The organism is Streptomyces sp. NPDC051207, assembly GCF_040682395.1.
Lineage (GTDB): Bacteria > Actinomycetota > Actinomycetes > Streptomycetales > Streptomycetaceae > Streptomyces.
In genome coordinates this window covers 281,119-294,345 of record NZ_JBFBAX010000004.1, presented here as the reverse complement: position 1 = coordinate 294,345, position 13,227 = coordinate 281,119, and the positions used below count along the sequence as shown (strand labels likewise).

At 72.5% G+C, this 13,227-nt stretch carries 13 protein-coding genes; 6 read left to right on the top strand and 7 right to left on the bottom strand.

Translation table 11 applies throughout. The features are described from left to right. Nucleotides 1–17: 17 nt before the first annotated feature. Nucleotides 18–611, bottom strand: a complete 594-nt coding sequence (locus tag AB0M97_RS06550; RefSeq protein ID WP_365959608.1) for a DUF1003 domain-containing protein — start codon at nucleotides 609–611, stop codon at nucleotides 18–20. Continuing rightward, nucleotides 601–1,884 carry a CBS domain-containing protein gene (locus AB0M97_RS06545; RefSeq protein ID WP_365959607.1) on the bottom strand — a complete coding sequence of 428 codons (1,284 nt, stop codon included), beginning with the start codon at nucleotides 1,882–1,884 and terminating at the stop codon, nucleotides 601–603. Before AB0M97_RS06545 ends, AB0M97_RS06550 begins: the two co-directional genes overlap by 11 nt. Nucleotides 1,885–2,157: 273 nt before the next feature. Between AB0M97_RS06545 and AB0M97_RS06540 the strand changes: the two genes are divergently transcribed. Then, nucleotides 2,158–2,910, top strand: a complete 753-nt coding sequence (locus tag AB0M97_RS06540; protein WP_365959606.1) for a hypothetical protein — start codon at nucleotides 2,158–2,160, stop codon at nucleotides 2,908–2,910. A 10-nt stretch (nucleotides 2,911–2,920) separates the two neighbouring features. Here the strand turns inward: AB0M97_RS06540 and AB0M97_RS06535 are convergent, their stop codons facing one another. Continuing rightward, nucleotides 2,921–3,433 carry a hypothetical protein gene (locus tag AB0M97_RS06535; RefSeq protein WP_365959605.1) on the bottom strand — a complete coding sequence of 171 codons (513 nt, stop codon included), beginning with the start codon at nucleotides 3,431–3,433 and terminating at the stop codon, nucleotides 2,921–2,923. Between the two features lie 23 nt (nucleotides 3,434–3,456). Beyond that, on the bottom strand, nucleotides 3,457–4,572 hold the full coding sequence (locus tag AB0M97_RS06530) for a magnesium and cobalt transport protein CorA (protein ID WP_365959604.1): 1,116 nt from the start codon (nucleotides 4,570–4,572) through the stop codon (nucleotides 3,457–3,459). A 485-nt stretch (nucleotides 4,573–5,057) separates the two neighbouring features. Here AB0M97_RS06530 and AB0M97_RS06525 point away from each other — a divergent pair, with 485 nt between their 5' ends. From AB0M97_RS06525 to AB0M97_RS06510, 4 genes are all read left to right on the top strand, one after another. Further along, nucleotides 5,058–5,642 carry a suppressor of fused domain protein gene (locus AB0M97_RS06525; protein WP_365959603.1) on the top strand — a complete coding sequence of 195 codons (585 nt, stop codon included), beginning with the start codon at nucleotides 5,058–5,060 and terminating at the stop codon, nucleotides 5,640–5,642. Nucleotides 5,643–5,778: 136 nt separating this feature from the next. After that, nucleotides 5,779–6,420 carry a DUF6758 family protein gene (locus AB0M97_RS06520; RefSeq protein ID WP_365959602.1) on the top strand — a complete coding sequence of 214 codons (642 nt, stop codon included), beginning with the start codon at nucleotides 5,779–5,781 and terminating at the stop codon, nucleotides 6,418–6,420. Nucleotides 6,421–6,550: 130 nt separating this feature from the next. Further along, nucleotides 6,551–7,408, top strand: a complete 858-nt coding sequence (locus AB0M97_RS06515; RefSeq protein WP_365959601.1) for a PHP domain-containing protein — start codon at nucleotides 6,551–6,553, stop codon at nucleotides 7,406–7,408. A gap of 53 nt (nucleotides 7,409–7,461) precedes the next feature. Further along, nucleotides 7,462–8,067, top strand: a complete 606-nt coding sequence (locus AB0M97_RS06510; RefSeq protein ID WP_365959600.1) for a MarC family protein — start codon at nucleotides 7,462–7,464, stop codon at nucleotides 8,065–8,067. 82 nt (nucleotides 8,068–8,149) lie between these two features. Here AB0M97_RS06510 and AB0M97_RS06505 read toward each other — a convergent pair whose 3' ends face one another. Beyond that, nucleotides 8,150–8,302, bottom strand: a complete 153-nt coding sequence (locus AB0M97_RS06505) for a hypothetical protein (RefSeq protein WP_110630288.1) — start codon at nucleotides 8,300–8,302, stop codon at nucleotides 8,150–8,152. A gap of 246 nt (nucleotides 8,303–8,548) precedes the next feature. On the opposite strand from AB0M97_RS06505, the gene AB0M97_RS06500 reads away from it, so the two are divergent. Then, complete coding sequence (locus AB0M97_RS06500; RefSeq protein ID WP_365959599.1) at nucleotides 8,549–9,442, top strand: NYN domain-containing protein; 894 nt, start codon at nucleotides 8,549–8,551, stop codon at nucleotides 9,440–9,442. Between the two features lie 29 nt (nucleotides 9,443–9,471). Here the strand turns inward: AB0M97_RS06500 and AB0M97_RS06495 are convergent, their stop codons facing one another. Both AB0M97_RS06495 and AB0M97_RS06490 read right to left on the bottom strand, forming a co-directional pair. Further along, on the bottom strand, nucleotides 9,472–10,341 hold the full coding sequence (locus tag AB0M97_RS06495) for an alpha/beta hydrolase (protein WP_365959598.1): 870 nt from the start codon (nucleotides 10,339–10,341) through the stop codon (nucleotides 9,472–9,474). A gap of 350 nt (nucleotides 10,342–10,691) precedes the next feature. After that, nucleotides 10,692–13,046 (bottom strand): DEAD/DEAH box helicase, encoded by a 2,355-nt coding sequence (locus AB0M97_RS06490; protein WP_365959597.1) that lies wholly within the window; start codon nucleotides 13,044–13,046, stop codon nucleotides 10,692–10,694. Nucleotides 13,047–13,227 lie beyond the last annotated feature (181 nt).

The following is a 13,227-nucleotide window of genomic DNA, read 5'->3' as shown; positions in this document are numbered from 1 at the left end:
GGGCCTGGAAAGCCCCGTCAGCGGTCGTCTGCGTCACGTCGGCGCGGGTGGCCCGCCGGGAATACGCCGCGGTCGTGGTGGCCGTTGCCGCGCTCCTCCAGTTCCTTGATCAGGTCGTTGAGCTCGGAGCGGATCCAGTCGCGGGTCGCGACCTCGCCCAGGCCGATGCGCAGGGCGGCGATCTCGCGGGTCAGGTACTCGGTGTCGGCGATCGACCGCTCGTTCTGCTTGCGGTCCTGCTCCAGGTTGACCCGGTCGCGGTCGTCCTGCCGGTTCTGCGCGAGCAGGATCAGCGGGGCCGCGTAGGAGGCCTGGAGGGACAGCATCAGCGTCAGGAAGATGAACGGGTACTGGTCGAAGCGCAGTTCGCGCGGGGCGGCCACGTTCCACACCACCCACATCACGATGGCGACCGTCATCCAGAACAGGAACCGCCCGGTGCCCAGGAACCGCGCGATCCGCTCCGACAGCCGGCCGAAGGCGTCCGGGTCCCACTCGGGCAGGAGCCGGCGGCGCGGCGGGCGGGGCTGGTCCAGACGGGCCCGGGTCCGGCCCGCCGCCGTGGCCCCGGCGGGCGTCCGGTCACGGACCGTCTCGCGCTCAGGAGGCATCCGCACCGGCCTCCTCGTCCAGGTGGAACTCCGTCTCGCGCCAGTCCTCCGGCAGCATGTGGTCCAGCACGTCGTCCACGGTCACCGCGCCCAGCAGCGCCCCGGCCTCGTCCACGACGGGCGCCGCGACCATGTCGTACGCGGCGAAGAACCCGGCGACGACCGGCAGCGCGGCGTCCGGCGCCAGCGGCTGCAGGTCGTCGTCGATGATCGAGCCGACCAGCGTGTACGGCGGGTCGCGCAGCAGGCGCTGGAAGTGGACGGTGCCCAGGTACTTGCCGGTCGGTGTCTCGTCGGGCGGCCGGCAGACGTACACCTGGGCGGCGAGCGCCGGGGACAGGTCGGGGTTGCGGACCCGGGCGAGGGCGTCGGCGACGGTGGCGTCCGGGCGCAGCACGATCGGCTCGGTGGTCATCAGACCGCCCGCCGTGCGCTCCTCGTACGACATCAGGCGCCGCATGTCGGCCGCGTCGCCGGGCTGCATCAGGCTCAGCAGCCGCTCCTGCTCCTCGACGGGCAGCTCGCCCAGCAGGTCGGCCGCGTCGTCGGGGTCCATGGCCTCCAGGACGTCGGCGGCGCGTTCCTCCTGGAGCTTGCCGAGGATCTCGATCTGGTCGTCCTCCGGCAGCTCCTCCAGTACGTCGGCCAGCCGGTCGTCGTCGAGGGCGGCGGCGACCTCGGCGCGGCGCTTGGCGGACAGGTGGTGCAGCACGTTGGCGAGGTCGGCGGGGCGCAGCTGCTCGAAGGTGGCGAGCAGGCTCTCGGCGCTCTGTCCGTGCTCCTCCAGGGAGAAGCCGGTGACGGCGGACCACTCGACGGTCAGCGTCTCGCCCTTGCCGCGCCGGAAGGCGCCGCCCTTCTTGCCCCTGCGGACGAACACCCGGTCGATCACCCACTCGCGCCGGGCCGGGAGCTGCTGCACGGACAGGTCGAGGACGGTGACCTCCTCGTCGGTCTGCACGAGGGTGACGCGCCGGTCGAGGAGTTCGCCGAACACGAGGCGTTCGGTGGCCCGCTGCTCGAAGCGCCGGACGTTGAGCACGCCGGTCGTGATGACCTGGCCGGACTGGATGGCGGTCACGCGGGTCATGGGCAGGAAGATGCGGCGGCGGGTGGCGAGTTCGACCACCAGGCCGAGCAGCCTCGGGGGGCGCCGTCCGACGCGCAGCATGACGACGAGATCGCGTACGCGGCCCACCTGGTCGCCGGTCGGGTCGAAGACGGCGATCCCGGCGAGGTGCGAGACGAAGATCCGGGGCGCGCCGGCTGCCATGTGCCGCGCCTCCTTTCCGTACGGCGTCGCGTCCGTACTGCCGTGAACCGCATGGTCCGTTCCGGTTGCCCGAAGTGCCCGCCCGGTGGGGTTCAGGCTAGCCCGTACCGTTCGGATACGCCCTGGTGGGGGGTCCGGACGGACTGGCTCCGACGGGTGCGCACGGCCCCGGTACCCTGCGGTACGCCGTGCCGCCCGGTCCGCCCCGCAGGACCTGCCGGCTCCGTCACGTCCGTCAGTTCCGCCAGCTCCGTCAGAAAGGCAGCCCCACCAGTGACTGCGATTCCCCAGGGCCGTAACCGCAGGGCCGCGCTGGTGAGCGCGATGTGCGCACTGCTCGTCACGGGGACGGCGCTGACGGGGTGCGGCGAGCAGGACCCGAACGAGGGGACCAACGGGGTCGGCAGGCTCCCGGCCGACAAGATCCAGGCCAAGACCCGGAAGGCGGCCGAGGCCGCCGAGGCGGTACGTCTTCACGGAACAGTGGTCACCAGCGGACGCACGTACAAACTCGACATGCGCCTGAAGTCCGACGGCGGCACCGGCTCGGTCACCGCCAAGGGAATGACGTTCCAGCTGATGAGGACCGGCGAGGAACTGTTCCTCAAGGCGGACGCCGGCTTCTGGAGCGACGCGGACGGCGAGGGAGGCGGTTCCGACGCGGCGGCGGCCGAGAAGCTCAGCGGCAAGTACGTCAAGGTGCCGCAGGGCGACCCCTCGTACAAGAAGTTCAGCGGGTTCACCGACAAGGACCTGCTGCTGGACGGGCTGCTGACCCTGCACGGCACGCTCGCCACCGCCGGGCACCACGAGCAGGCCGGCGTCCGCACCATCCGCATCACCGGCGACGAGGGCTCCGGCGGCACGCTGGACGTGTCCCTGGAGGGCACGCCGTACCCGCTGCGGCTGGTCAGGGCGGGCAGCGCGGGCACGCTGCGCTTCTCGGACTGGGGCACGGACTTCGTCCTGAAGGAGCCGGCGAAGGACGAGATCCTCGACTACGGCAGGCAGTTGCCCTCGTCGTGACGCCGGCACGCTACTTCCGCTTGCGCCGCTTCAGCAGCAGCCGGGGCAGCCCCGCCGGAATCGGCTCCCGGGTCGTGGCGGGCGTCGGCAGCGGCGCCTCGGCCAGCGGACCGTCCGGCAGCGGCGCGACGTCCCCGGTCGGCTCCAGGCGCACGACACGGCACTCGCGCGCCCAGCGCTCCGGCACGGCCTCGCCGTCGGGGGCGTTGAGCCGCTTGCCCTTCAGCTCGGCGACCGCCGCCTGCCACGCCTCGGAACCGGGGCGCAGCTCGGCGACGCGGGCCGTCCAGATGACGAGCCGGCCGCCCTTGTCCTTGCTGCGCACCGTGACCTCGGCCGGGACGCCGTCGGTCAGCCCGTCGAGCGGCTGCTCCCCGGGCCCGTCGCCGACGAGGCACGCCGCGCCCTCGTGCCACACGTGCCACAGCGCGCGGTCCGGGACGCCGGGGGCCTTGACCCAGATGAGGCCGGACTTCTTCGTGGCCTCCTCGACGAGGGCCCGGTCGAGCAGTTGCCTTGTCATGCGCCCAGCCTATCGAGGGCCCGTCAGAGCCAGCCGTTGCGCTTGAGCGTGCGGTGGATGCCCAGACAGATGGCCACCGTGAACCCCAGGACCAGCGGATAGCCGTACTTCCAGCGCAGCTCGGGCATGTGGTCGAAGTTCATGCCGTAGACGCCGCACACCATGGTCGGTACGGCGATGATCGCGGCCCACGAGGTGATCTTGCGCATGTCCTCGTTCTGCGCGACGGACGCCTGGGCGAGGTTGGCCTGGAGGATGGAGTTGAGCAGTTCGTCGAAGCCGATGACCTGCTCCTGCACGCGCGCGAGGTGGTCGGCGACGTCCCGGAAGTACTTCTGGATGTCCGGGTCGATCAGCCGCATCGGCCGCTCGCTCAGCAGCTGCATGGGGCGCATCAGGGGCGACACGGCGCGCTTGAACTCCAGCACCTCGCGCTTGAGCTGGTAGATCCGGCCGGCGTCGGTGCCGCGCGGGGTGCCCTTGCGGCCCGGCGAGAACACCTCGGTCTCGACCTCGTCGATGTCGTCCTGCACCGCGTCGGCGACCGCGATGTAGCCGTCGACCACATGGTCGGCGATGGCGTGCAGCACCGCCGAGGGCCCCTTCATCAGCAGCTCGGGGTCGTCCTGCAGCCGGTGCCGCAGCGCCCGCAGCGAGCCCTGTCCGCCGTGCCGGACGGTGATGAAGAAGTCCCGGCCGGTGAAGCACATCACCTCACCGGTCTCCACGACCTCGCTGTTGGCGTCGAGCTGGTCGTGCTCGACGTAGTGGATCGTCTTGAAGACCGTGAACAGGGAGTCGTCGTAGCGCTCCAGCTTGGGCCGCTGGTGGGCCTGGACGGCGTCCTCCACGGCCAGCGGGTGCAGCCCGAACTCGCCCGCGATACCGGCGAATTCCTCCTCGGTCGGCTCGTGCAGGCCGATCCACACGAAGCCTCCGTCGCGGCGCACCTGGCGCATCGCCTCGGGCGGGCTGAGCGGCGACTCGGCCGGGACGCGCCGGCCGTCGCGGTAGACGGCGCAGTCGACGACGGCGGACGGCGACGCGGGGTCCCGTGTCGTGTCGTAGGTCCCGCCGTCCTTGCGCAGCGACACACGGGACGGACGGACAACGGCGCGCAGGTCGCGGATCATCGACATGAGCGGGCTCCTTCGCAGGCGGGCAACGAAAGGCGCCGACGACGGGTGGAACTGCCCGGAATGGGGACGTCCTGGCTGCGGAGGGTTTGGCACGTCCACAAAGCGGGGAGCACCGCACCGTCGCGGTGGCGGGTTTCGCTACTGATTCAGGTACTGATGTGGATCAGACAGATCAGGCACAACGAAACGAAGTGCTCTTCCGTGGGCACGAATGCGAGGTGGCAGGCAGCCGGCTGAAGCAGAGCAGCTGCGTCAGCGGTCGGAAGAGCGGGTAGTACTGCACGGTCGACTTCGATCCATGACAGCCCCACCTCCTCCGGCCGGTCCCTCTTGAGGGACGATCGCACTCCCTGGGGAGTCTCATCGGCGTCGGGACTGGATACGCGACGCTTCTGCGTGCTGCCCCGACACCGGGCAAGAGTAGCAGCCGACCAGCCTGTCAAGGTGCCGCTTGGCCCGGCCTGGACGAGTTCTATGCTCGCCGCATGGCTGATGTTCTTCCTCTTGTCGAGGCCCGGTTGCGCACTGCCCTGGGCGAGCCCGACGCGCGCGCGGCAGTCACCTTCCTCGGCACCGACCGCATCGAAGTGCCGCGCTTCACCGAGGGGGACGTCGTCCGCTACGCCACGCTCGGCATGTCCGCGCACCCCATGACCGACCCCACGGCCGTGGTCGCCGACCCCGTGCAGGGCCCCCGCGCCGAACTGGTCCTGTCGGTGCGGGCCGGCGCCGCCGACACCGACAAGGTGCTCCGCCCGCTCGCCGTGCTCGCCGCGTCCCCGCAGGTCGAGGGAGTCGTCGTGGCCCCCGGCGCCTCGCTGGACGTCGGTGAACCCCTGTGGCCCGGCGCCCCGTTCACCTCGGTGCTGGTGGCCGAGCCGGGCGGCCTGGTCGAGGACCTGGAGCTGGACGCGCCGCTCGACCCCGTGCGGTTCCTGCCGTTGCTGCCGATGACGCCGAACGAGGCCGCCTGGAAGCGGGTCCAGGGCGCCCAGGCGCTCCAGGAGCGCTGGCTGGCGCACAAGACGGACCTGCGCGACCCGGCCCGCAGGTCCGTCCCGCTCGACTGACGGGGCGCGTGACGGGGCGTGAGGAAACTCACCCCGCGCCCGCCGGGCGTCCGTCACGGCACTCGTGGGGCCCGTCGCCCCCCGGACGGGTGATCGTCCTTGACGTGACGGGGCAGGGGTAGGACCGTGGGGCTCTATGAGGGGCGAACCCAGTTGCCCGAAGTGCGGTGGCCGGGTCAGGGCTCCCGGTCTCTTCGCCGATTCGTGGCAGTGCGATGTCCATGGCGACGTGCACCCGCTGCAGCCGGTGATCCCGCCCAGTGTCGACGCCCTCAACGTCGTCGTGCGCCGTGCGCAGGTCCCGGTGTGGATGCCGTGGCCGCTGCCGGTCGGCTGGCTGTTCACGGGCGTCGCCTGTGCCGGTGACGACCGCAGCGGCGGCCGGGCCACCGCGGTGGCGTGCACCGGGCCCGGCCCGCTCGGCGGGATGGGCGAGATGGTCCTGGTCGCCGAGGAGCTCGGCGTCGGCCTCGGCGCGCGGTACGCCGGCATCGACGGCCCGGACCCGGGCCCCGGCATGAACGTCGAGAAGCCCGCCGAGGCCAAGGTGCTGGCCGCCGGACGCCCCACCCCGCTGTGGCACGTCTCCGGCACGCCGGCCGATCGCGCCGTCTTCGCGGGCGAGGCGCTCGGCCTGTGGCTCTGGGCGGTCGTGTGGCCCGAGCAGTCGGGCCTGCTGATGTACGACGAGCTGGTCCTCGCCGACCTGCGCGAGGCCGGGGCCGAGGTGGAGCTCGTGCCGTGCGGCGCGCTGTCGCCCCGGCTGCTGGAGGCCTGACACCCGCTGACCGGCCCCCGTGGAGGATGTGTAGGGGGCGCCAGGGGTGTACGGGTGTGACAGGTGTGTCCGGATCCCGGTTATCCTTTGAGCGTCCCCGTCCGTCCCGTCACCGCCTGGAGTCAGCGTCGTGCGCATCGATCTGCACAGCCACTCCACCGCCTCCGACGGCACGGACAGCCCCGCCGAGCTGGTCCGCACGGCCGCCGCGGCGGGTCTGGACGTCATCGCGTTGACGGACCACGACACCACGCGCGGCCACGCCGAGGCGCTCGCCGCACTGCCGGAGGGGCTCACCCTCGTCACGGGCGCCGAGCTGTCCTGCCGTGTCGACGGCATCAGCATGCACATGCTGGCCTACCTCTTCGACCCCGAGGAGCCCGCGCTGCTCGCCGAGCGCGAGCTGGTCAGGGACGACCGGGTGCCACGCGCCAAGGGCATGATCGCCAAGCTCAACGCGCTGGGCGTGCCCGTCACCTGGGAGCAGGTGTCCCGGATCGCCGGGGACGGCTCCGTCGGACGGCCGCACGTCGCGTCCGCACTGGTCGAGCTGGGCGTCGTGCCGACCGTGGGCGACGCCTTCACTCCCGAGTGGCTGGCGGACGGCGGGCGGGCCTTCGTGGAGAAGCACGAGACCGACCCCTTCGAGGCGATCCGGCTGATCAAGGGCGCGGGCGGAGTCGCCGTGTTCGCCCACCCGGCCGCCGCCAAGCGGGGCCGTACGGTGCCGGAGTCCGCGATCGCCGGGATGGCCGCCGCGGGGCTCGACGGCATCGAGGTCGACCACATGGACCACGACGCGGACGCCCGGGCGCGGCTGCGCGGCCTCGCCAAGGAGCTGGGCCTGCTGGTGACGGGGTCCAGCGACTACCACGGCAGCCGCAAGACGTGCGTACTCGGCGAGTACACGACCGACCCCGAGGTCTACGGGGAGATCACGCGACGCGCGACCGGAGCCTTCCCGGTCCCGGGGACCGGCGGAGCCTGAGGCGCTGCCCCGCTCCCACTCCCTCCCGCTCACTTCCGGCAAGGCCCTCACCGATGTTCGACGTCGCCGTCTTCGGCTCTCTCTTTCTGACCCTTTTCGTCATCATGGATCCCCCCGGGATCACCCCGATCTTCCTCGCGCTGACCGGCGGCAGGCCCGCCCGGACGCAGAAGCGGATGGCGTTCCAGGCCGTCTGCGTGGCGGCCGGCGTGATCACCGTCTTCGGGCTGCTCGGGCACCAGATCCTCGCCTACCTGCACGTGTCCGTCCCGGCGCTGATGATCGCCGGCGGGCTGCTGCTCCTGCTCATCGCGCTCGACCTGCTCACCGGCAAGACGGACGAGCCGAAGCAGACCAAGGACGTCAACGTCGCGCTCGTACCGCTGGGCATGCCGCTGCTGGCCGGGCCCGGGGCGATCGTGTCCGTCATCCTCGCCGTGCAGAAGGCCGACAGCGCCGCCACGCAGGTGTCGGTGTGGTCGGCGATCCTCGCCATCCATGTCGTGCTGTGGCTGGTGATGCGCTATTCGCTGGTGATCATCCGTGTCATCAAGGACGGCGGCGTGGTCCTGGTGACCCGTCTGGCGGGCATGATGCTGTCCGCGATCGCCGTGCAGCAGATCATCAACGGCGTCACCCAGGTGATCCAGACGGCCTGACACCCGGCCGGGCATGGGCAAAGCCCCGGCACGGCGTGTCCGTACCGGGGCTCCCAAGCGTATGCAGAGGCGTTCCAGCCGCCTATGAGGCCGAGGCTTCGGCCGGGCGGATCCACAGTCGCTGCCCGATGGCTGCGGCCTGCTGAACGATACGGTTGACGGAGGCGGCGTCCACGACCGTCGTGTCCACGGGGGTCCCGTCGACGTCGTCGAGACGCATGATTTCGAAGCGCAAGGGCTTCTCCCTTCGTCTGGTCATCCTCCTGAAGGAGAACTACTGGTGGCGGCCACGGTGCAGGAGTGCCCCGTGTTCCGTCGTAGTCAACGCGATGCGTGTTACAAACATTCCCTACGCTAAAGAAATTTTTCGAACGGCTAATTACTCTCCGGTAAGTAGATCGGTCATGACTAACGCAGCAGCGGGACGGGACTGAACGGGACCAGTTGTGTTCGCAGCGTGACCATCGGGACAATAGAGGCGATGAACGAAGACCACGCGGCCCTCACCGCCCGCATCGACCGCACGAACGAGCTGCTCCAGCGCATGCTCGCCGAGGTGGCCAAGACGCCCTCGACCCATGCGATCTTCGTCGACGCGGGGTACCTGTACGCGGCCGCGGGCCGGCTGGTCGCCGGCACCGAGGACCGGCGGGCCTTCGACCTCGACGCCGAGGGCCTCATCGAGGCGCTCATCGACCGCGCCCGCACGATCTTCGCGGACAGCCGGCTGCTGCGCGTCTACTGGTACGACGGCGCGCGACGCCGCATCCACACCGCGGAACAGCAGTCCATCGCCGAGCTGCCCGACGTCAAGGTCCGCCTCGGCAACCTCAACGCCAACAACCAGCAAAAGGGCGTCGACTCCCTCATCCGCTCCGACCTGGAGTCACTCGCCCGGCACCGCGCCATCAGCGACGCGGCGCTCCTCGGCGGCGACGAGGACCTCGTCTCGGCGGTGGAGGCGGCGCAGGGCTACGGCGCCCGGGTCCACCTCTGGGGCATCGAGGCCCCGGAGGGCCGCAACCAGGCCGAACCCCTGTTGTGGGAGGTCGACAGCCAGCGCACCTTCGACCTCGACTTCTTCAAGCCGTACGTGTCCCGGCGCACGGCCCAGGCCTACGAGGCGACCGCCGCCCGGCCCACCCGCGACGACGTCCGCTTCGTCGGCGCGCAGATCGCGGCGAAGTGGCTCGTGGCGCGGGGCAGGGAAGCGCTGATCGAACTGCTGCCGGGCCACCCCTATCTGCCCGGATCGGTCGACCAGGACCTGCTGGTGGAGGCGGAAGGCCTGCTCCAGTACTCCCTGCGCGGCCAGGCGGACCTGCGGCGCGCGCTGCGGGACGGGTTCTGGGACCACTTGCAGACGCAGTACTAGCCCTGCCGTCGTCCGGACCGGCTCGGCTGCTACCCCCCGGTGCTGTCCCAGAAGTCGGCGAGGGCGCGGGCCGTCGGCAGAGGCCGGTCGGTGTTGGGGGAGTGCTCGGCACCCGCGACGACCGTGCGGCGGGCGCCCAGCCGCCGGGCCATGTCGTCCAGCTCCGGCACCGGCCAGGTGTCGTCGTACGCGCCGGACACCACGTGGAACGGCAGCGGTACGGCGGCGAGTTCCGCCACGCGGTCCGGCTCCACGCACAACTGACCGCCCGTGGCGAGGAGCTGGGCCGGCTTGGTGCCCAGCCAGCGGCGGCGGAGCTCGGCCTGCTTGCCGGGGCCGCGGACCGGGCCGCCGATCTCCTCGGGCGGGCCCATGGCCTGAATCGCGATCCACACCTCGTCCATCGCCATCACGCCGAGCGCGTCCCGCAGCAGCTTCACGCGCTCCCGCTGGCTGTCGGAGATCCGCCCCGGGCCCGAGGACATCAGGGTGAGCGAACGGAACGGGGAGTGGTCCAGCAGCACGGCGGCACGGGCGATCTGCCCGCCGAGGGAGTGCCCGACGAGATGCACCCGGGTGCCGAGGGCGGCGGCCTGCGCGAGGACGTCCCGCGCGAGTTCCTCCTGCGCGTAGGCCGACTGGTCCTCGGCGGGGCCGTCCGACTCGAACTGCCCGCGCCCGTCCACGGCGACGGTCCGGTACCCGCGTGCCGCGAGCGGCTCGTGCAGCAGCGTGAAGTCCTCCTTGCTGCCGGTGAACCCGGGCAGCATCAGCGCGACACCCCTCGCCTCGACGCCGTCGGCCACGGGCGAGTCGACGACGGCGAACTCACCACGCGCGGTACGCAGCGCGTAGGCACGAGCACCGGGGGGCCGCTGGAAGGAGGCGTTCTTGCTCACGGGGGGAGGGTATCGGGTGGGGGGTGAGGGGGCGGCGGCCTGTGCGGAGGGCTGGGTGTGGGGCGGTGGCGTGGCGGGCCGGCTGGGGGATGGGGCGGCGGTCGGTGGGGTGGGGGCGTGGCGCGGCGGGTCTGTCGCCGGCAGGGCGGCGGGCCTCCGGCTCAGGCGGGGTCGGCCGCCACCGAGGCCACCCCGGAGCGGGACATGCCGGACGCCGGCTGGGCGGCACCGTCCCGGGCGCCCGGGACGGCACGGCGCCGGGGGTGACCAGGCAGCGGTGTCCGGGCGGGTGAACGGCAGCGGCCCGGCCCCACGCGATGTGGGGCCGGGCCGTCCGTCTCAGCGGGCTGTCAGCTCTCCGCGTGCTGGGCGGCCGCCGTGGCCTTGCGGGTGCGACGCACCCTCGGCTTCGCCTCCGCGGTGTCGTCGGCCGCCTCGGCGGGAGCCGCCGTCACGGCCTTGCGGGTGCGGCGGCGCGGCGCCGTGGCCTCCTGCGCGGCCTGCGCCGGGATGCCGACGGTCTGACCGGCCTCGGCCGGCTCGGCGGCCTTGCGGGTCCGGCGCGCCTTCGGCTTGGCCTCCGTGCCCTCGGCGGGGTCGACTGCCGTCTCGGCGGTGGCCGCAGCCTTGCGCGTGCGGCGCGGCTTGGTCTCCGTGGCCTCGGCGCCCTCGGTGGCTTCTGCCGTGGCCGCCGTCTTGCGGGTGCGGCGGCGCGGCGCGGTCGGCTCGGTGGCCTCGGCCGCCTGTGCCGCCTCCGTCACCTCCGTGGCGACGGCCGGCTCGGCCGTCTTGCGGGTGCGGCGGGTCTTCGGCTTGGCCTCCGTGCCCTCGGCGGTGTCGGTCGCGGCCTCGGCGGTGGCCGCAGCCTTGCGCGTGCGGCGCGGCTTCGGCTCCGTCGGCTCCTGGGCCTCGGCCGCTGCGGTGGCGCCCTCGGCCGTGTCGAGCGCCGTCTCGGCGCTCTGGGCGGTCGTGGCGGCCTTGCGGGTGCGGCGGCGCGGCTTGGTGGCCGGGGCCTCCGCGACCGGGGCGGCCTCCGCCACCGGGGCGGACTCGGTGGCCGGTGTGGCGGTCACGTCCGCCTCGGCGGGCGTCACCGCTTCCGGCGCCGACGCGGACTTCCGCGTACGGCGGCGACGGGGCTTCTCCGGGGCCTCGGCGGCATCGGCCGTCGTGCCCTCGGCCGTGGCCACGGCGGCCTCGGCGGCCGTCGGCTCAGGGGCCGTCTGCTCGGTGGCCGGCGCCTGCTCCGCCGGAACCCCGCCGCGCATCCGGCGGCGACGGCGTGGCGTACGTGTGGCCGTGGCGTCGTCCGGGGCGGCGACGGCGTCGGTCACCGGGGACTCGGCCGGAGCCGTACCCGTCGACGCGGCCTCGTCCAGCGGGGCCCCGCCGCGCATCCGGCGACGGCGACGCGGCGTGCGCTCCGCGCGCTCCCGCTCGGCGGGGCGGGACTCGGTCCTGGAGTCGGACCGGCCGCCACCCCGCGCACCGCGCCCGCGCGCTCCGCGGCCACCCGGTTCGCCCAGGTCCTCCAGCTCCTCCGCTTCGAGCCCGGCGCGCGTACGCTCCGAGCGCGGCAGGACGCCCTTGGTGCCCTCGGGGATGCCGAGGTCGGCGAACAGGTGCGGGGAGGTGGAGTACGTCTCCGGCGGGTCGGCGAAGCCCAGGTCGAGCGCCTTGTTGATCAGCTGCCAGCGCGGGATGTCGTCCCAGTCGACGAGGGTGATCGCCGTACCCTTCGCGCCCGCGCGGCCGGTCCGGCCGATGCGGTGCAGGTACGTCTTCTCCTCCTCCGGCGACTGGTAGTTGATGACGTGGGTCACGCCCTCGACGTCGATGCCGCGGGCGGCGACGTCGGTGCAGACCAGCACGTCCACCTTGCCGTTGCGGAAGGCGCGCAGCGCCTGCTCGCGGGCGCCCTGGCCGAGGTCGCCGTGGACCGCGCCGGAGGCGAAACCGCGCTGCTTCAGCTGGTCGGCGAGATCGGCGGCCGTCCGCTTCGTACGGCAGAAGACCATCGCCAGCCCACGGCCCTCGGCCTGGAGGATGCGGGCGACCATCTCCGGCTTGTCCATGTTGTGCGCTCGGTAGACGAACTGCGTGGTGTTCGCCACCGTCGCGCCCTCGTCGTCCGGCGCGGTGGCGCGGATGTGCGTGGGCTGCGACATGTAGCGGCGGGCGAGACCGATGACCGCGCCCGGCATGGTCGCCGAGAACAGCATGGTCTGGCGCCGGGCCGGCAGCATGTTGATGATCTTCTCGACGTCGGGCAGGAAGCCCAGGTCGAGCATCTCGTCGGCCTCGTCGAGGACGAGGGACTTGACGTGGTTCAGGTTCAGCTTCTTCTGCCCGGCGAGGTCGAGCAGCCGCCCCGGGGTGCCGACGACCACGTCGACGCCCTTCTTCAGGGCCTCGACCTGGGGCTCGTAGGCCCGGCCGCCGTAGATGGCGAGGACGCGGACGTTGCGTACCTTGCCCGCGGTCAGCAGGTCGTTGGTGACCTGCGTGCACAGCTCGCGCGTGGGGACGACGACGAGCGCCTGCGGGGCCTCGGTCAGGTCCTCGGGCTTGGCGCGGCCGGCCTCGACGTCGGCGGGGACGGTGACGCGCTCCAGGAGCGGGAGGCCGAAGCCCAGCGTCTTGCCGGTGCCGGTCTTGGCCTGGCCGATGACGTCCGTGCCGGAGAGGGCGACGGGGAGGGTCATCTCCTGGATGGGGAACGGGGTGACGATGCCGACTGCTTCAAGGGCCTCGGCGGTCTCGGGGAGAATCCCGAGCTCTCGGAACGTCGTAGTCAGGGTGCTGCCTCTTCTGTGTGCGCGGTGCGAGGCGAGCGCGGGGGTCGTGTCGGACCGTGCCAGGTCGTCGGCCGCCGTACGGTCGGGC

What these genes read in the sequence shown, in the direction of transcription:
- AB0M97_RS06530 (WP_365959604.1), bottom strand. Translation starts at nt 4,572, where the DNA reads ATGTCGATGATCCGCGACCTGCGCGCCGTTGTCCGTCCGTCCCGTGTG.
- AB0M97_RS06500 (WP_365959599.1), top strand. Translation starts at nt 8,549, where the DNA reads ATGAACGAAGACCACGCGGCCCTCACCGCCCGCATCGACCGCACGAAC.
- AB0M97_RS06520 (WP_365959602.1), top strand. Translation starts at nt 5,779, where the DNA reads ATGAGGGGCGAACCCAGTTGCCCGAAGTGCGGTGGCCGGGTCAGGGCT.
- AB0M97_RS06535 (WP_365959605.1), bottom strand. Translation starts at nt 3,433, where the DNA reads ATGACAAGGCAACTGCTCGACCGGGCCCTCGTCGAGGAGGCCACGAAG.
- AB0M97_RS06545 (WP_365959607.1), bottom strand. Translation starts at nt 1,884, where the DNA reads ATGGCAGCCGGCGCGCCCCGGATCTTCGTCTCGCACCTCGCCGGGATC.
- AB0M97_RS06510 (WP_365959600.1), top strand. Translation starts at nt 7,462, where the DNA reads ATGTTCGACGTCGCCGTCTTCGGCTCTCTCTTTCTGACCCTTTTCGTC.
- AB0M97_RS06550 (WP_365959608.1), bottom strand. Translation starts at nt 611, where the DNA reads ATGCCTCCTGAGCGCGAGACGGTCCGTGACCGGACGCCCGCCGGGGCC.
- AB0M97_RS06490 (WP_365959597.1), bottom strand. Translation starts at nt 13,046, where the DNA reads ATGACCCTCCCCGTCGCCCTCTCCGGCACGGACGTCATCGGCCAGGCC.
- AB0M97_RS06525 (WP_365959603.1), top strand. Translation starts at nt 5,058, where the DNA reads ATGGCTGATGTTCTTCCTCTTGTCGAGGCCCGGTTGCGCACTGCCCTG.